This window comes from Streptomyces abyssalis (genome assembly GCF_001751365.1).
In the GTDB taxonomy this organism is placed as follows: domain Bacteria; phylum Actinomycetota; class Actinomycetes; order Streptomycetales; family Streptomycetaceae; genus Streptomyces; species Streptomyces abyssalis.
The window spans coordinates 1155788-1172482 of sequence record NZ_LJGT01000038.1 but is presented as its reverse complement, the minus strand read 5'-3'; the positions used below and the strand labels follow the sequence as shown (position 1 = coordinate 1172482).

Below are 16695 nucleotides of genomic sequence, written 5' to 3'. Positions count from 1 at the left end.
GAGCGGGGTCCGGAAACAGACCCGGCGGCCACCGCAACCCTGGTGCGGCGGCCGCCGGCGGACGCGGAGCGCGGGCGTCAGGCAGCCCGGAGCGCCGGCGTCAGAACTCGCTCTTGCGGAAGGCGGCGGCGGTCTGCAGGAAGATCTCGTTCGCCTCCGTCTCCCCCACGGAGACCCGCACGCCCTCGCCCGGGAAGGGCCGGATCATCACGCCCGACTGCTCACAGGCCGCCGCGAACGCGCTCGTACGGTCACCGAGCCGCAGCCAGACGAAGTTGGCGTGCGACTCCGGCACCGTCCAGCCCTGGGCGACCAGCTCACGCGAGACGCGCGCACGCTCGGCGACGAGCGACTCGACCCTCTCCAGCAGTTCGTTCTCGCTGCGCAGTGAGGCGACCGCGGCGTCCTGGGCGAGCTGGCTGACGCCGAAGGGCACGGCGGTCTTGCGCAGGGCGGCGGCGACCGGCTCGTGGGCGACGGCGAAGCCGACCCGCAGGCCGGCCAGACCATAGGCCTTGGAGAAGGTGCGCAGCACACACACGTTGGGGCGGTCGCGGTAGAGATCCAGACCGTCGACGACGCCCTCGTCCCGTACGAACTCGCGGTAGGCCTCGTCCAGCACGACCAGCACGTCGTCCGGCACGCGGTCGAGGAACCGCTCCAGGGCGTCCCCCGGGATGGCCACGCCCGTGGGGTTGTTGGGGTTGCAGACGAAGATCAGGCGGGTGCGGTCGGTGACGGCGCCGGCCATGGCGTCCAGGTCGTGCTCCTCGCCGTCCGTCAGAGGCACCTGCACAGAGGCGGCGCCGGAGATCTGGGTGATGATCGGATAGGCCTCGAAGGAGCGCCAGGCGTAGATCACTTCGTCGCCGGGGCCTGCCGTGCACTGCAGCAGCTGCTGTGCGACGCCGACCGAGCCGGTGCCGGTGGCCACATGCTCGACGGGGACGCCGAAGCGGTCCGCGATCGCCTCCATCAGGCCGGTGCAGGCCATGTCCGGGTAGCGGTTGGCGGCGCCGGCCGACGCCGTCAGCGTCTCCAGCACGCCGGGGAGCGGCGGGTACGGGTTCTCGTTCGAGGACAGCTTGTACGCGGCGGGCCCGGAAGCGGCCGGCCTGCCCGGCTTGTAGGTGGGGATGCCTTCGAGCGCGCTGCGCAGCCTGGGCTTCTTCTCGCTCACCGCTGACTCCTCCTCGTACCTGCCTCCGACATCAATACTGCTAACCCTAAGAGGAATCGGGCAAGGGAGCGTCGGCGAGGCGGTGCCGTATTCCGCGGGCCCCGGGAGGGGCGGAGTACGGACGGAGTCCGCCGGAGGACTGCGAGGACGCCCACCAGGGGGCGCGTACGTAAATGCCGCGAGCCCCATGACGCACTGCCGCGCCGGTGGCTTGAGCCGTGGCGCGCGTCACTCATGAAGGTGAGTTGAGACCTCCTCGCAACATCGCCGTATCCGTGGGCACAATCGCCCGCCGAGTCGGCCAAAGTTCATGATGCGTCGTCAACTGTCGTGTATTCCAAGGCAGTTGGCTGCCGTCGCACATGCAGAATCGTGCCTTCTGGGGTCCCCCGGAAGTGGCCAGCACCCCCTCCGTGGCGGGCCTACGATCGGGGCGCCATGACAGCAGCAGAGAAGCATCAGGTGGGCCGGGCAGCGGCCTCGCGCCGGGCACACGGGGGAAGCCGGCTGAGCGGGCGCGCGGGCATCCGCGATGTCGCCGCCGCGGCCGGCGTCTCGATCACGACTGTCTCCGACGCGCTCAACGGCAAAGGCCGCCTCCCCGACGCCACCCGCAGCCATGTGCGCGAGGTGGCCCAGCGCCTCGGCTACCGGCCCTCGGCCGCCGCCCGCACACTCCGCACAGGCAAGTCCGGCCTGATCGGGCTCACGGTCACCACGTACGGCGAAGAACCGTTCACCTTCACCGAGTTCGCGTACTTCGCCGAGATGGCCAGGGCCGCCACCTCGGCGGCGCTCGCCCGCGGGTACGCACTGGTCATCCTGCCCGCCACCTCGCGGCACGACCTGTGGTCGAACGTCGCGCTCGACGGCACCGTCGTCATCGACCCCTCCGACGAGGACCCGGTCGTCACCGAACTCGTGCGCTCCGGGCTTCCCGTCGTGTCCGACGGGCGCCCCGCGGGCTCGCTCCCCGTCACGGCCTGGGTCGACAACGACCACGAGGAAGCCGTCCAGGGCCTCCTCGACCACCTCGCCGAAGCCGGCGCCCGCCGCATCGGCCTGCTGACCGGCACCACCACCGACACCTACACACGGCTGTCGACCACCGCGTACTTCGACTGGTGCGCCCGCGTCGGCCAGGAACCCGTCTACGAGACCTACCCGGCGCACGACCCGTGCGCGGGCGCCGTCGCCGCCGACCGGCTGCTGGCCAGGCCCGACCGACCGGACGCCGTGTACGGGCTCTTCGACCCCAACGGCACGGACCTGCTCGCCGCGGCCAGGCGCTACGGACTGCGCGTACCCGAGGACCTGCTGCTCGTCTGCTGCAGCGAGTCCAGCGTCTACGCCACGACCGAGCCGCCCATCACCACGCTCTCGCTCAAGCCCGGCCGCATCGGCAACACGGTCATCCAGCTCCTCATCGACGCCATCGAGGGCATCGGCCAAGACGCACCCGTGCAGCAGGTGATGCCGACCGACCTCATCGTCCGTACGTCGTCGCAGCGCCGGCCGCCCCGCACCACCGTCAGCGCGCCGCGCTCCCCCGGCCCCGGGCCCGGAGCCGGTACGGACTGATCCGGCAAACGCCTGACGGACATTCGGGCCACGGCAGCACCCGAGGACGAGAGGGGAATTCCCGGAGGAATGCGCCACCCCCTCGCGGCCGGGCCGCAATTGCCACCCCCAGGTGCGTCACAAGCCGCTACCGGCGTTCCTATGATGGGTCGCACGACACCGGAACCCGATCCCGGTCTGTGCGACCGTGGACCCGTGGGTCGGCGTGACAGGCAACGGGCGGGAGTCCCCGCCGAAGCAGGCAGGGCGAGGTCCGGACAGGTGCACGGCGGCGCGCGATGGTGGAGGGGTCGATGACTCAGGGGGCCGGTCAGGGACCCGGGATGTTGCAGGGCGGCGGTGCCGCCGCGCACGGCCCCGGAGCCCCGGGAACACCGGGCGCACCGGGAACACCGGCCGCAGATCCGGCGCACCGCGCGCAGACCACACCGCCGGCGCTGCCGGAGACCGCTCCGCCGGCACCCGCCGCCGCGCACTCTCCGGCCGGTCCGGCCGGTGCCGCGGCTGCCGTGCCGCCCTTCTCCGCGCACCGGTCGTCGGCTCCCGCGCGTGAAGAGGGCAGTTCCGAGGAGCCCGACGACGGATACACCCCGACGGAACGCGATCTGCCGGTCATCGGTTCCGGCGCGCAACCCGAAGGGCACGAACCGACACTCGTCGACGTGGCCGCGCATCCCGCCGCGGAAGAGGGCGAGGGCCCGCTCTACGTCGTCGGCGACGTCCACGGCTACCTCGACGAGCTCCGCGCCGCACTGCACGGTGCCGGAATCACCGACAGCCAGGACAACTGGGCCGCCGGCAGCACCCGGCTGTGGTTCCTCGGCGACTTCACCGACCGCGGGCCCGACGGCATCGGTGTCATCGACCTCGTCATGAACCTCTCCGCGCAGGCCGCCGCGGCCGGCGGCTACTGCAAGGCCCTCATGGGCAACCACGAACTGCTGCTGATCGGCGCCAAGAAGTTCGGGGACACACCCGTCAACTCCAGCGCCGGCACTGCCTCGTTCCAGGCGGCATGGCTGCTCAACGGCGGTCAGCGCTCCGACATGGAACGGCTCGAGGACCACCACATCCAGTGGATGTCACGCCTCGACGCGATGGCGCTGGCCGACGGGCACCTCCTGCTGCACTCGGACGCCACCTGCTATCTCGACTACGGCAACACGATCGAGGGCGTGAACGACGCCATCACCGAGGCCCTGCAGCGCAACGACGCGGACGAGACCTGGGACCTGTTCCGCAAGTTCACCAAGCGTTTCGCCTTCCGCGACGAGACGGGCTCCCTGGCGGCGCGCGAACTGCTCACCGTATTCGGCGGCCGTCAGATCGTGCACGGGCACAGCCCCATCCCGTACCTGCTCGGGGAGTTCGCCGCCAACGGTGCCGGCGAGGCCGCCGACGGCGCGGACGCGGACGAGGACGTCCTGCCGGAGGTGACCGGCCCGCACCTGTACGCCGACGGGCTGGCCATCGCCATGGACGGCGGGGTGACCATGGACGGGAAACTCCTCGTCACACAGCTGCCGTTGGCTGACTAGCCGGGCTCTCTCTCCCGCTCGTACAGCTGGGGGACCCCCACCTCGCACGGCTGGGGCACCCCCAGATCGCACAGCCGGGGGACGCCCACCGGGCCGCCGGGCCCAGGAGGAAGGCGGGCGTACGCGGGCACGGGCGGGCGCGCAGGGGCGCGGAACACGTTGCCGGGAAGAGGCAATTACCGGAAACTCTCTCTCAGGAAGTGCCGGACTCCCACTAAAATCGGTTCTGCTGCTGCGAATTCGCCTACCCTCGCTGTGGCTGCCCCGCCCTCCCCCTGGGTCTGTCGGCCCGGGTGGGGGTCCTCCCTGGGGCCCTCCACGCGAAGCGTGGGGGAGAAGCCAGGGAGTGCCCCCTCGGCACCGAAGGCCCTACGGAGCATCGGGGGATGCACATGAACACCGCTCCTCACCTGCTGCCCGAAGACCGGCCCGACTTCGAACGGGCCGTCGACGAGGCCCTGCGCGAGGCAGACAAGCGTCCTGCCCTGGCGGCAGTGGGCGAGCAGATCAGCGCACAGCAGCTGCGCGTGATGGCGCTCAGCGCCGCCACCGCCATCGCCGCGGACGCCGCCGAGGAGTACGAGCAGTACGTCGCGCTGCGAACTCAGCTGCGGCAACCGGCAGTTGACACTGCCTCTCCGTCGTCACGGGCAACGTCGTCCTCGTCGTCGTCGCATCCGCAGGCCAGGGACGAGAGCGGCGAGCCCGGGGAGGACGGCGAACGGCGCGACGGCGGAGGCGGGTTGAGCCTGGCCGGTGTGGGCGAGGGCGTCGGCGAGACGACGGGAGCGGGACTGCTCGCGATGGTCTCCGTGCTGGTCCCGCTGCTCGCGGGGACGGCGGCCGTCATCTTCCTGCTGATCGGCAACCTGCTGCGAGTGGTCTCGCCCGAACCGTCCATCGCGGAGCCGATGCGGGGCGCGGGCTGGGTCTTCGCGATACTGGCCGCCGCCGGGATCGTCGTCGCCATGGCGGAGCTGTGGCTGACGGCCGTGCGCAACGGCGCGGGCGCGCGCCGGAACCGGCCCGGTGACGCCACGGCCGCGAGCGGCACCGATGACGACACGGCAGCCGAGTCCCGCCTGGCCAGGGAGGTTTCGGCGGCCCGTGCGGTGTGGCGCGAGACGCTGCTGGAGCGCGGCATAGTCCCGTTCCTCGCGGAGGCGCTGGCCGGGTATCCGTCCGGCGGCGGCAGCCACGGCGCGGGTGCCGGCAGCGGCCACGAGGGCGCCGGTGCTGCCGCCGCGCCGTCCACCCATGAGGCACCGCGGGCCGAGGAGCGCACGCCGCGGCTCGGCTACTCCGGCCCGGACTTCTCCAGCCGCAGTCCGTCGGACGGCAAGGAGCACGAGAGCCTCCGCCCCCGGTATTCCAGCCCGGATTACTCGAGTCCCGACTACGGCGGGCCCGAGCACAAACCGGAGTAGAGGGGCAGGCAGGGCAGGCAGCACAGGGCAGGCCACGAACGGCCGGGGGCGCCGCCCTACCCGGCGGCCACGTCCAGTGCGCGCAGGACATCCGCGACGAGATCGTCCGGGTCCTCCACGCCCACCGACAGCCGCACGAAGCCCTCCGGCACGGCGTCCCCGCCCCACCGTCCGCGCCGCTCCGCCGTCGAGCGGACACCGCCGAAGCTGGTCGCCTCGTCGACGAGGCGCAGCGCCCCGAGAAAGCGCTCGGCGTGCTCCTTGCCGGGCAGCGTGAAGGAGACGACGCAGCCGAACCGCCGCATCTGCCGCACGGCGGTCCCGTGCGCGGGATCGCCGGGCAGCCCGGGATGGCGTACGCCGGTGACCTCGGGGCGGTCCAGCAGCGCCCCGGCGACCGCGAGCGCTCCGGCCGCCTGCCGCTGCGTACGCACGTCGAGCGTCGCAAGCGAGCGGTGCGCGAGCCAGGCCTCCATCGGCCCGGGGATCGCACCCACAAGCTTGCGCCACTGACGTACCGAGGCGGCCAACTCCGCGTCACGGCAGCTGACATGGCCCAGCAGCACATCGCCGTGCCCGGTGAGGGCCTTCGTGCCGCTGGCCACGGAGAAGTCCGCGCCGAGTTCGAGCGGGCGCTGACCCAGCGGTGTCGCGAGGGTGTTGTCGACGGCGACCAGCGCGCCGCGTTCATGTGCGGCGTCGGCCAGCCGCCGGATGTCGCACACGTCGAGGCCGGGGTTGGAGGGCGATTCGATCCACAGCAGCGACGCACCGTCGAGCCTGCCGAGCTGGGCGTCGCCGGCGGTCGGCGCGGTGCGCACCTCGACGCCGAGACCGCTCAGCCGCTCCCGCAGCGGCACGAGGAGGTTGTAGCCGTCGTCGGGCAGCACGACGACGCCGCCGGGGCGCGCCCGGGAGAGCAGCACGGCGGAGATCGCGCCCATGCCGGAGGCGAAGGCGACCGTGTGCACCGGCTCCTCGCCGGCTCCGGGTGGCGACTCCAGTTCGCCGATGGCGCGTTCGAGGGCGCTCCAGGTGGGGTTGGCGTCGCGCCCGTACGCGTAGGGAGCGGCGGCGACCTCGCCGGGCAGGTGGTAATGCGCCGCGAAGACGGGCCCGGGCAGCGGCGGCTCGTACGGCTGCTCGTCCGGGAGGCCCGCCCGTACGACTCTGGTGGCGTCGCTGTCGCTGGTCATGGTGGCTCTCCTGTGGTGGCCGGCCGGTGCCGTGCCGCTGTCAGGGCGCGTACCGGTGCCTGCCCAGTGGGTGCGTCTGCCGGTCTCAGCCCAGGGCGGCGCGGGCAGTGGCCCCGCACAGCGCGCCGTACCCCGAACCGAACAGGACCGCGTGCACGAGCAGATGGTGGAGCTGGTGGAGGGGGACCCGTTCGGCGCGGCCCTCGATGTGACGTACTTCGTCGTACGCGGCGAGGATACGGGAGATCTGCGGGCAGCCGAACAGCTGGAGGAAGGCCAGGTCGGTCTCCGGATGGCCGCCCTGCGCGGCGGGGTCGATGAGGCGGGCGCGGGCGCCTGCCGTGCCCCCGGCGGCGCCCGGCTGGCCGGTCGTCCAGTGCACGTTGCCGGACCACAGGTCGCCGTGGATGAGCGCCGGAGGCTGCGGCGGCCCGGCGATCTCGCCGATGCGCTCGCACAGCCGCTCGACGTCACGGGCGTCGTCCGCTTCGATGCCGCCGCCGTCGACGGCCTGCCGCAGGAACGGCAGCAGGCGGTACTCGGCGTGGAAGGCGGGCCACCCGGCGGGATCGGTCACGGGCGCGGAGGGCGAGGGCAGCGTGAGAGGGCCGATGTAGGCGGTACGGCCGGGAGTCCCGTAGGACAGAGCGGTCGTGTCGTGCAGCGCGGCCAGGTCACGCCCGAGGCGGTCGGCCTGCTCGGCGGTGGCCTCTCCCGGCTCCAGCCACTCCAGTACGAGCAGGTCGTCCTCCACGGCGAGCACGTCCGGCACGGCCACCGTGCCCGTCACCGCGAGCAGGGTGAGCCCGGCGGCCTCCGCGGCGAAGAAGCCGGGCGGGCTGTCGGACAGGGTCTTCGCGAACACCTTGCGGTGCAGGCCGTGCGGGCCGCCGCGGAGCTGGATGCTCCAGGCGTCGCAGATGTCCCCGCCGTCGACGGGGAACGCACGGGTGGCCTCACCGGCGCCGGTCAGCTGCGCCACACGGTCGGCGAGCGCGGTCATCAGCCGGCCTCTTCCCGGTGCCGGTCGCCGGACGCGCCCCGCGCGGCGCCGGCGGCGTGCCCGCCCTCCACGGGTCTCTCGCCGCCGTCCAGCGTCGCGGCCACCTCGGAGAGCAGGCCGGGCACGGCGGCCTCCACGAGCCGCAGCACGTCGTCGAAGCCCTGGGTGCCGCCGTAGTACGGGTCGGGCACGTCCAGCCCGAAGCCGTCGCGCTCCGAGGCGGTCGGGTCGTAGCTGCGCAGCAGCCGTACCTTCGCGGCGTCCCGCGGGGTGGGGGCCATGGCGCGCAGTTCGCGCTCGTGCCCCTCGTCGAGGGCCACGACCAGGTCGTACTCGTCGAACCAGCCGGGGTCGAACTGCCTTGCGGAGTGGACCAGTTCGTATCCGGCGGACTCCAGCGCGCCGGCCGTGCGCGGGTCGGCCGGATCGCCGACGTGCCACCCGCCGGTGCCGGCGCTGGACACCGTGACCCGGCCCTGAAGACCCGCGTCCGTCACATGGGAGCGGAAGACGGCCTCGGCCATGGGCGACCGGCAGATGTTGCCGGTGCAGACGAAACAGACGCTGAAGGTGTCCATGCGCTCTCCGTGCTCGCTGTGTGCGTCCTCGGTCGCTTCGTCCGTCAGTCCCGGTCGGGGAGGACCATGTGGAGCGCCCACGCCACGATCGAGATGATCAGGCCGCCGAGGAACGCCGTACCGAAGCCGTCCACATGGAAGCTCACGTCGAGCTGGTCCGCCACCCAGGAGGTGAGCATCAGCATCAGTGCGTTGATCACCAGCGTGAACAGGCCGAGGGTGAGCACCAGAAGCGGCAGCGAGATGAACTTCAGAAGCGGCTTGACCACGAAGTTCACGACGCCGAAGATCAACGCCACGACTATCAGGGTCACCGTCTTCGAGCCGGTGTCGGTGCCGGTGAGTTCGATGCCGGACACCAGCCAGGTGGCCACCGCGAGGGCGGCCGCGTTCGCGAGCGTCTTGATGAGGAAGTTCGTCATGGTGTGATCGTGGCAGAGCCGGACTCCCGGGTCACAGGTGGGCCGTAAAGTCGGCCACCGGCGTACGAGCGGGATGAGACGAAGGACAAGGGGTGGGCGGGGATATGAAGGAGTTCCGGCTGGAGGAGCTGGAGGCGCAGCGGCTCGTGCACGACGGGGCGTACCTTCAGTTCCTGCGGGAGCGCCACATGTCCGTCGGGCTCTACGCGCTGGACCGGGGCACGGCCGACACCCAGCAGCCGCACAAGCAGGACGAGGTGTACTTCGTCGTCAGCGGCCGCGGCGCGATCACCGTGGGGAACGAGACGACCGCGGTCGCGCGGGGCAGCATCGTCTACGTGCCTGCCGGGGTGCCGCACAAGTTCCACCACATCGCCGAGGACCTGCGGGTGATGGTCGTCTTCGCGCCGCCGGAGAGCTGAGCGGGCCGGTCGAGCGTGCACGCGTGCCGTGTGGTGCCGTGCCGTGCCGTGGGGTGCCGTTGCAGGTCCTGGCGGCTCAGGGTCCCGGTGGGGGACGGTTCAGGGAAGGGCCGGGGTCGTCGGCACTCCCGGCACGCTCCCGGGCGCTCTAGCATCGGTGGTGAGCGGCGGCGGAGTGGTGCCGCCGGCGCAGCCGTACCGTGCCGGTCCGCGACGAGCGGTCCGGCCCTGCCGACAGGAGCCGAGCATGGACGCCAAAGGGATCATGAGAAGCCTGCCGTGGTGGGTGAAGTGGGTCGCGATCCCGGTCGTCGCCGTCATAGTCTTCGGCGGCCTGATCGCCAGCATCGTCGGCTTCCTGATCGGTGTTCTCTTCAAGGTGCTGATCTTCGCCGCCCTGGTCGGCGGTCTCATCTACCTCGTGCGTCACTTCACTTCGGCTTCCTCCTCTTCCCGCCGCGACGAGTGGTGACCTCGGTCTCCGCACGTACGGGCACTGCCGTACGGACGGACGGGTCCGCGCCTGCGGGTGGCCCCGCGGTGACGCCCGCGCCGCCCGCGCCGCCCGCCGCGGACGGCACCGGCGGCCCGGCCGGAGACCCGGCGGCCGCCGGACGGTGCCGGTCGGAGGAGACCACCAGGGCGGCCAGCATCGTCGTCACCGGCACCGAGGCGACCAGCCCGATCGAGCCGACGAGCGTACGGACGATCTCCTCCGCGACGACCTCGCTCGTCGCCACCGTCGTCACGCCGCTGCGGGCGATGGAGAACAGCAGCATCAGCGGCAGCGCCGCACCCGCGTAGGCCAGCACCAGGGTGTTGACCACGGAGGCGATGTGGTCGCGGCCGATGCGCATCGCCGCTCCGTACAGCTTCCGCCAGCCGGCGCCCGGATCGGCCTCCTTCAGCTCCCACACCGCCGAGGTCTGCGTGACGGTCACGTCGTCCAGCACGCCCAGCGAGCCGATCAGCACTCCGGCCAGCAGCAGGCCCTGAATGCCGATGCCGGGGAAGAGGCCGTGCACCAGGCCCGTCTGGTCGTCGGTGTTGCCCGTCAGATGCGCCCAGCCGATGAAGAGCGAGCCGAGCACGCCGATCAGCAGCAGTGAGATCAGCGTGCCCAGGACGGCCACGGAGGTACGGGCGGACAGCCCGTGGCACAGATACAACGTCGCCAGCATGATCGCGCTGCCCCCGACGACGGCCACCACCAGGGGATTCGACCCCTGAAGTATCGCGGGCAGGATGAACAGGCTCAGCACGGCGAAGCTCAGTGCGAGGCCGACCAGCGCCCGCACGCCGCGCAGCCGTCCCACGAGGACGACGAACAGCGCGAAGACGCCCGCGAGCAGGACCATCGGCAGCTTCCGGTCGACGTCGATGACGCTGTAGCGCAGTTCCTTCGGCGCCTTCGCGGAGTACGCGACGACCACTTCCTGCCCGGTCGAGAAGGTGCGGGTGGCGTCCGGGGGGACGACCTCGGTGAACGTGCTGCCCTTGTCCTTGCCTGCTGCGACCTCGACGGTCGCCTTCTTGCAGGTGCCGCCGCCCTTGCCCGCACCGTCCTGGCCCCCCGCGCCCGCGGACTGGCCCCCGGACTGGCCCGGCTGCTGCTCCGGCGGCTGTGCGTTGACGTCCTTGCAGTCGACGACCTGCACCGCGGTCACGCGCGCCGGCAGAGTCGGCCGGTCGAAGCCCACTCCTTCAGGGCCGCCCTTCTCCGGCACCCCGCCCGGCCACAGCAGCACGAGCCCGGCGATGACGGCCACGGCGAAGGGGATCAGCACCGCCCCGATGACCTTGCGCAGATGCCGCGAGACGGGTGCGGGCGGGCCGTGGCCGTGCGCGTGCGCATGCCCGTGCGCATGTGCGTGCGGGGGCGGTGGCGGCGGTTGCCCGTGCGGGTGCGGTTGCCCGTGCGGGTGCGGTTGCCCGTGCGGGTGCGCCTGTGCGCGGGCCGGTGTGTGCGCCCCGTCGCGCTCCTGTCCCGGAACCGGAACCGGAGCGGCTTCGGAGGAGCCTGGTGCGTGCCGGTCCCAGGGGGACCGCGGAGTCGGAGTCACGCCCCGATCATCGCAAAGCTCTGGCCGAAGGGTGGTCTGTTCATCACCGAGGTCATACGACTAGCGTGGCGGTGCCTTTGCACACCGCGGGAGCTCCGAGCACGGGGCTGAGAGGGCGCTGACCTCCGCGGCCCGGATCAGCGGGCCACGGAAAAGGCTGCGTCGACCGCCGAACCTGTTACCGGGTAATGCCGGCGTAGGGAGTTGGTCGCATGACCATGCAGGATGCACGTACACCCTCGGCCGAGAGCGAGACACGTGAACTCGGCTGGCACAAGGGCTACTTGAGCGGATCACGACCGGACCTGCGGGTCCCGGTCCGCCGTGTGCACCTCACCAGCGGCAAGGATGTGACGCTCTACGACACATCCGGGCCGTACACCGATCCCGCCATCGACACCGACGTGCGCCGCGGGCTGCCCCCGCTGCGCCAGAACTGGATCACCGAACGAGACGACACCGAGGAGTACGCGGGACGCGAACTGCGTCCCGAGGACGACGGAATCAAGCACACCACGCCACGCGGTGGCCTGGTCCGGAAGGCGGCGACCGATCTCGCCGGGCTCGACGCCGTCTTCCCGGGCCGTCCCCGCCGTCCGCGCCGTGGACGCGAATCCGCCGGCGGACGCGCTTCTGTCTCCCAACTCGCCTACGCCAAGCGCGGCTTGGTGACGCCGGAGATGGAGTACGTGGCGCTGCGCGAGAAGCGCGCGCCGGAGTTCGTACGGGACGAGATCGCGGCGGGCCGTGCCGTACTGCCCGCCAACGTCAACCACCCGGAGACCGAACCGATGATCATCGGTAAGAACTTCCTGGTGAAGGTCAACGCCAACATCGGCAATTCCGCCGTCACCTCCTCCATCGAGGAGGAGGTCGAGAAGATGACGTGGGCGACCCGCTGGGGCGCCGACACCGTGATGGATCTCTCCACCGGCCGGAACATCCACACCACACGCGAGTGGGTGCTGCGCAACTCCCCCGTGCCCATCGGCACCGTCCCCCTCTACCAGGCGCTGGAGAAGGTGGACGGCAAGGCGGAGGAGCTGAGCTGGGAGGTCTACAAGGACACCGTCGTCGAGCAGTGCGAGCAGGGCGTCGACTACATGACGGTGCACGCGGGCGTGCTGCTGCGCTACGTACCGCTGACGGCCCGCCGCAAGACCGGCATCGTCTCGCGCGGCGGCTCGATCATGGCCGCCTGGTGCCTCGCGCACCACCAGGAGAGCTTCCTCTACACGCACTTCGCGGAGCTCTGCGAGATCCTGCGCGGCTACGACGTCACCTTCTCGCTCGGCGACGGACTGCGTCCCGGCTCGGTCGCGGACGCCAACGACGAGGCGCAGATGGCGGAACTGGACACCCTCGGCGAACTCAACCGCATCGCGAGGGAGCACGACGTCCAGACCATGATCGAGGGCCCGGGCCATGTCCCGATGCACAAGATCAAGGAGAACGTCGACCGTCAGCAGGAGGTCTGTGACGAGGCGCCCTTCTACACGCTGGGCCCGCTCACGACCGACATCGCGCCGGGCTACGACCACATCACCAGCGGCATCGGCGCGGCGATGATCGGCTGGTGGGGCACCGCGATGCTCTGCTACGTCACGCCGAAGGAGCATCTGGGCCTGCCCGACCGGGACGACGTCAAGACGGGCGTGATCACCTACAAGATCGCGGCTCATGCGGCGGACGTCGCCAAGGGCCATCCCGCCGCCCAGGAGTGGGACGACGCGCTCTCCGACGCCCGGTTCGAGTTCCGCTGGGAGGACCAGTTCAACCTGGCCCTCGACCCGGACACGGCACGCGCCTTCCACGACGCGACGCTGCCCGCCGAACCGGCGAAGACGGCGCACTTCTGCTCGATGTGCGGGCCGAAGTTCTGCTCGATGAAGATCAGCCGCAGCATCAACGAGCAGTTCGGCTCGGACGACGGCGGAACGCTGACGGAGGACGAGGTGAGGGAGGGAATGCTCGCCAAGTCCCGCGAGTTCGCGGAGGCCGGGAACCGGGTCTATCTGCCGATGGCCGAGTAGTAGAGCGTTGTTGAGGAGCCGGCACCGGATGTGTACTTCGTCCGGTGCCGGCTTCGGCTCTCGATAGCCGACCGGCACCGCGACGGCTGATCTTCACCGACCTGGACTGCTCGCAGTTGTGGTTGGTCGGTACCGTCGGTCGGGTGTGCGCTGTGCGCCGTCGTCTGCCTCGACGGCTCACGGTCCGGGTGCGCAGTCGAGGGGGCGTGACATGCCGCGTCCCCGTGCACGGGCCCCTCGGGGGACCCTGCTGTACCTACCGCTGCGACCGACGTTCGTCCACGGGTGAGGGCCGGGTGATTCGGGTAGGTCTGTCGTGGCGTACAGAGGAGAAATCATGGCCTCGCCCGCACGGTGTCAGCTCGCTCGCCACCTGCCCGCTGCCGTTGCTGCACTCGTTCTTGTCGGCGGCTGCTCGGACGGTGAGGACAAGGGGCGCCCCGACGACTCCACGAGCCCGAAACCAGCCTCCTCAAGCAGCCGCCCCTCGCCGGACGCCAGCACGTCGCCACCACAGTCGAAATCCCCGACCCCCACCGGCAGCGCACCGGAACACCCTCTCCGGGCCGAGTCAGAGGTCAGGAACGCATGGCAGAAGTTCTTCGACCCCGGAACATCCGTCGATGAGAAGGTCGACCTCGTCGAGGACGGCGAGCAGAACGAACTGATGATCCGGCCGCTCTTCACCGACCAGCGCTCCAAAGAACTCCGAGCCGCGACGACCAGCGTGACCTTCCGCAGCTCCCAGGACGCCGAAGTCGCATACCGGCTCACTCTGGACGGGCAGGCGCTCGAAGACGGTGACCCTGGTGGAGCCGTCCTCCAGGACAAGAAATGGAAGATCACCCTGCAAACCGTCTGCGCGCTGACCAAACACGGCAGGGACGTCCCCCAGGCACCGGCTTGTGACGAGCCGCAGTAGCCGACGAGCCGACGAGGCAGTCCAGCCCTTCTCCAAACCGCCAGCAACAAGCTCAAGAAACGCCTTCATGCCTTGGTGCAGTCTCTGTCCGTGGTCGAGCCACGCTGATACCCCCCAAGGGTAATTGCGACTGTATCGCAGCTGGTCAGAGTAGGTATGACGGCTGTAGCTGCAATGGGATCTCTGTGCCACGGTGTCTGGCATGGAGGGGAAACAGCACGATCACACCACCGGCCACCACCACGATCACGGGCACGAACGGGGGTCCCGAAAAGCGAGACTCCGGCACCGGTTCGCCCACGTCCTCACGCCGCACAGCCATGAGGCCGCTGACAAGGTGGATGCAGCAATGGAGACCTCCCGGGAAGGGATGCGCACGCTGTGGATCTCTCTCACCGTTCTCGGCCTCACCACCCTGATCCAAGCGGTCATCGTCGCCGTGTCCGGCTCGGTAGCCCTGCTCGGGGACACGATTCACAATGCCGCAGACGCGCTGACCGCCCTGCCATTGGCCATCGCATTCGTGCTCGGGCGACGAGCGGCCAATCGCCGCTACACATATGGCTATGGCCGCGCCGAGGACCTGGCCGGCATCCTCATCGTCGTCACCATCGCCGCCTCTGCGGCCCTCGCGGCATGGGCAGCACTGGACCGGCTGTTCCACCCCCGGGACATCAGCCACCTGTGGGCTGTCGCTGCCGCGGCCCTCGCGGGTTTCGTGGGCAATGAGTGGGTTGCCCGCTACCGCATCCGCACCGGGCGGCGGATCGGTTCAGCCGCTCTGGTCGCCGACGGCCTGCACGCACGCACCGACGGCTTCACCTCCCTCGCCGTTCTCCTCGGCGCGGGAGGCGCGGCCCTCGGCTGGCGGTACGCGGACCCGGTCATCGGCCTGCTCATCACCGCGGCCATCCTGTTCGTCCTCAAGGACGCGGCGCGAGAGGTGTACCGGCGCCTGATGGACTCCGTCGATCCGCACTTGGTCGAGCGCGCGGAGAACGCGCTGCGTGAGGTCGACGGCGTCCGAGGAGTGGGCCAGGTGCGAATGCGATGGATCGGTCACGCACTGCGCGCAGAGGCGGACATCGTCGTCGACCCGCACCTGACCGTCGTGACCGCGCACCGGCTGGCGGTCGAGGCCGAACACGCCCTGATCCACGCGGTACCTCGGCTGACCGCCGCAACAGTGCACACCGACCACACCCCGACCGGCGACGACCCGCACGCACCCCTCAGGCACCACGCCCCGGCTGATCATCCGATGACGACACGAAGAGGTGCTGTCAGTGCCCGATGAAACGATCAGCCCGATGAGAAAGGCCGCCGCCAGCTGCCCGCTGGTCCTCAAGCAGTGCACAGCGCCTGACCAAGTCACGCCGCAACTGCGGGAAGCGCTCGCGGACTGCTGGGTGGAGGTCACCAACGCCGGCGGCGCAGCCGGCTTCCCCTTCCCACCCATCGATCGGTCGCACGCAGTGCCCGCCGTCGAGAGGATCGCGGACGGGCTGGCACCGGACACCAGTCGACTGCTCACCGCCTGGCACTCCGACGAACTGGTCGGCTGGCTCAGCGTCCGGCGCGACACCTTCGAGCTGATCGCGCACTGGGGAACACTGCACCACGTACAGACCCGGCCGACAGTGCAGGGGCAGGGTTTCGGCGTCACAATGATGCGCGAGGTCCACCGCATCGCCCGGGACGAAATGGGCCTGGAACAACTCCACCTCGCCGCCCGGGCCAAGGCCGGACTGGAGCACTTCTACGGACGTCTCGGATGGAGAGAAATCGGCCGATGGCCCGGCGCCCTCCGGCTCGCAGACGGGGACGACCGCGACGAGATCCTGATGCTCCTCGCACCGCTCTGACGGGCACCGGCCCAGCGGAACAGGGCATGAGCCTAAAGGCGGGCCACGAACTTGAAACCGTCGAGGCAGCGATGTCTCCGTGGGTTCAAATCCCACCGCCTCCGCGCTGTGAGCAGGCAACTCGGCCCCCGACCAGGCAAGTCGGTCGAGGGCCGTTGTCGTGGGCGCTGCCCGTCGGTGACTGCGGTTCCCCGTGGCTTACCGGTGGATGGGGCACGGCAGGGGCACGGATGGCCACATCCTTATCAGGTCGACGACGTGGGGTCTTAAGTTGCGGTCAATCCGCTCCCGACCACGATGAGCGGTCCCTCCGAGTTCGCTGCCGACCGCCGCTGTCCGCCCCTGTTGGTGTCAGCTATGGGTGTCAGCGACGAGCATTGCTCTCAGCAACCTGTACGCCACGCATTCCCTCACCCGGCATGAGGTGTCGGGTGAGGGAAAGCATGGTCGCGTTCAACTCGGTGA

15 protein-coding genes are annotated in these 16695 nt (G+C 70.7%); 9 read left to right on the top strand and 6 right to left on the bottom strand.

Annotation, left to right across the window (positions count from 1 at the left end; genetic code table 11):
• Positions 1–100: 100 nt before the first annotated feature.
• Positions 101–1180, bottom strand: a complete 1080-nt coding sequence (hisC, locus tag AN215_RS12400) for a histidinol-phosphate transaminase (protein ID WP_070009166.1) — start codon at positions 1178–1180, stop codon at positions 101–103.
• 438 nt (positions 1181–1618) lie between these two features.
• Here hisC and AN215_RS12395 point away from each other — a divergent pair, with 438 nt between their 5' ends.
• The 3 genes from AN215_RS12395 (at position 1619) to AN215_RS12385 (ending at position 5726) form a co-directional block, all read left to right on the top strand.
• The gene (locus AN215_RS12395) at positions 1619–2761 is read left to right on the top strand and encodes a LacI family DNA-binding transcriptional regulator (RefSeq protein ID WP_070009165.1); all 1143 of its coding nucleotides are present in this window, start codon (positions 1619–1621) and stop codon (positions 2759–2761) included.
• 278 nt (positions 2762–3039) lie between these two features.
• Positions 3040–4299 (top strand): metallophosphoesterase, encoded by a 1260-nt coding sequence (locus tag AN215_RS12390; RefSeq protein WP_070009164.1) that lies wholly within the window; start codon positions 3040–3042, stop codon positions 4297–4299.
• Positions 4300–4691: 392 nt separating this feature from the next.
• The gene (locus AN215_RS12385; protein ID WP_070009522.1) at positions 4692–5726 is read left to right on the top strand and encodes a hypothetical protein; all 1035 of its coding nucleotides are present in this window, start codon (positions 4692–4694) and stop codon (positions 5724–5726) included.
• 56 nt (positions 5727–5782) lie between these two features.
• Here the strand turns inward: AN215_RS12385 and AN215_RS12380 are convergent, their stop codons facing one another.
• The 4 genes from AN215_RS12380 to AN215_RS12365 all read right to left on the bottom strand — a co-directional run bounded on the left by AN215_RS12380 (position 5783) and on the right by AN215_RS12365 (position 8925).
• Complete coding sequence (locus AN215_RS12380) at positions 5783–6922, bottom strand: cystathionine gamma-lyase (RefSeq protein ID WP_070009163.1); 1140 nt, start codon at positions 6920–6922, stop codon at positions 5783–5785.
• A gap of 85 nt (positions 6923–7007) precedes the next feature.
• Positions 7008–7925, bottom strand: coding sequence for a fructosamine kinase family protein (locus AN215_RS12375; protein ID WP_070009162.1), 918 nt, complete (start codon positions 7923–7925; stop codon positions 7008–7010).
• Entirely contained in the window at positions 7925–8503 is a 579-nt protein-coding gene (locus tag AN215_RS12370) for a low molecular weight protein-tyrosine-phosphatase (RefSeq protein WP_079122924.1), read from the bottom strand. The genes AN215_RS12375 and AN215_RS12370 overlap by 1 nt, the downstream gene beginning before the upstream one ends.
• Before the next feature lie 44 nt (positions 8504–8547).
• A complete protein-coding gene (locus AN215_RS12365; protein ID WP_070009161.1) occupies positions 8548–8925 on the bottom strand; it encodes a phage holin family protein in 378 nt (125 codons plus the stop codon).
• A gap of 104 nt (positions 8926–9029) precedes the next feature.
• On the opposite strand from AN215_RS12365, the gene AN215_RS12360 reads away from it, so the two are divergent.
• Both AN215_RS12360 and AN215_RS12355 read left to right on the top strand, forming a co-directional pair.
• Positions 9030–9347, top strand: coding sequence for a cupin domain-containing protein (locus AN215_RS12360; RefSeq protein ID WP_070009160.1), 318 nt, complete (start codon positions 9030–9032; stop codon positions 9345–9347).
• A 247-nt stretch (positions 9348–9594) separates the two neighbouring features.
• Positions 9595–9819, top strand: a complete 225-nt coding sequence (locus tag AN215_RS12355) for a DUF5326 family protein (protein WP_070009159.1) — start codon at positions 9595–9597, stop codon at positions 9817–9819.
• Here the strand turns inward: AN215_RS12355 and AN215_RS12350 are convergent.
• Positions 9779–11410 (bottom strand): YibE/F family protein, encoded by a 1632-nt coding sequence (locus AN215_RS12350; RefSeq protein WP_079122923.1) that lies wholly within the window; start codon positions 11408–11410, stop codon positions 9779–9781. The two genes, AN215_RS12355 and AN215_RS12350, sit on opposite strands and share 41 nt — an antisense overlap.
• Positions 11411–11622: 212 nt before the next feature.
• Here AN215_RS12350 and thiC point away from each other — a divergent pair, with 212 nt between their 5' ends.
• The 4 genes from thiC to AN215_RS12330 all read left to right on the top strand — a co-directional run bounded on the left by thiC (position 11623) and on the right by AN215_RS12330 (position 16230).
• Positions 11623–13443 (top strand): phosphomethylpyrimidine synthase ThiC, encoded by a 1821-nt coding sequence (gene thiC, locus AN215_RS12345; RefSeq protein ID WP_070009157.1) that lies wholly within the window; start codon positions 11623–11625, stop codon positions 13441–13443.
• A 337-nt stretch (positions 13444–13780) separates the two neighbouring features.
• Positions 13781–14365 carry an MTB12 C-terminal domain-containing protein gene (locus tag AN215_RS12340; RefSeq protein WP_070009156.1) on the top strand — a complete coding sequence of 195 codons (585 nt, stop codon included), beginning with the start codon at positions 13781–13783 and terminating at the stop codon, positions 14363–14365.
• A gap of 202 nt (positions 14366–14567) precedes the next feature.
• Positions 14568–15662 carry a cation diffusion facilitator family transporter gene (locus AN215_RS12335; RefSeq protein ID WP_070009155.1) on the top strand — a complete coding sequence of 365 codons (1095 nt, stop codon included), beginning with the start codon at positions 14568–14570 and terminating at the stop codon, positions 15660–15662.
• 13 nt (positions 15663–15675) lie between these two features.
• On the top strand, positions 15676–16230 hold the full coding sequence (locus tag AN215_RS12330) for a GNAT family N-acetyltransferase (RefSeq protein ID WP_070009154.1): 555 nt from the start codon (positions 15676–15678) through the stop codon (positions 16228–16230).
• The last annotated feature ends 465 nt before the right edge of the window (positions 16231–16695 follow it).

What these genes read in the sequence shown, in the direction of transcription:
- AN215_RS12395 (WP_070009165.1), top strand. Translation starts at nt 1,619, where the DNA reads ATGACAGCAGCAGAGAAGCATCAGGTGGGCCGGGCAGCGGCCTCGCGC.
- AN215_RS12390 (WP_070009164.1), top strand. Translation starts at nt 3,040, where the DNA reads ATGGTGGAGGGGTCGATGACTCAGGGGGCCGGTCAGGGACCCGGGATG.
- AN215_RS12385 (WP_070009522.1), top strand. Translation starts at nt 4,692, where the DNA reads ATGAACACCGCTCCTCACCTGCTGCCCGAAGACCGGCCCGACTTCGAA.
- AN215_RS12380 (WP_070009163.1), bottom strand. Translation starts at nt 6,922, where the DNA reads ATGACCAGCGACAGCGACGCCACCAGAGTCGTACGGGCGGGCCTCCCG.
- AN215_RS12375 (WP_070009162.1), bottom strand. Translation starts at nt 7,925, where the DNA reads ATGACCGCGCTCGCCGACCGTGTGGCGCAGCTGACCGGCGCCGGTGAG.
- AN215_RS12370 (WP_079122924.1), bottom strand. Translation starts at nt 8,503, where the DNA reads ATGGACACCTTCAGCGTCTGTTTCGTCTGCACCGGCAACATCTGCCGG.
- AN215_RS12365 (WP_070009161.1), bottom strand. Translation starts at nt 8,925, where the DNA reads ATGACGAACTTCCTCATCAAGACGCTCGCGAACGCGGCCGCCCTCGCG.
- AN215_RS12360 (WP_070009160.1), top strand. Translation starts at nt 9,030, where the DNA reads ATGAAGGAGTTCCGGCTGGAGGAGCTGGAGGCGCAGCGGCTCGTGCAC.
- AN215_RS12355 (WP_070009159.1), top strand. Translation starts at nt 9,595, where the DNA reads ATGGACGCCAAAGGGATCATGAGAAGCCTGCCGTGGTGGGTGAAGTGG.
- thiC (WP_070009157.1), top strand. Translation starts at nt 11,623, where the DNA reads ATGACCATGCAGGATGCACGTACACCCTCGGCCGAGAGCGAGACACGT.
- AN215_RS12340 (WP_070009156.1), top strand. Translation starts at nt 13,781, where the DNA reads ATGGCCTCGCCCGCACGGTGTCAGCTCGCTCGCCACCTGCCCGCTGCC.
- AN215_RS12335 (WP_070009155.1), top strand. Translation starts at nt 14,568, where the DNA reads ATGGAGGGGAAACAGCACGATCACACCACCGGCCACCACCACGATCAC.
- AN215_RS12330 (WP_070009154.1), top strand. Translation starts at nt 15,676, where the DNA reads ATGAGAAAGGCCGCCGCCAGCTGCCCGCTGGTCCTCAAGCAGTGCACA.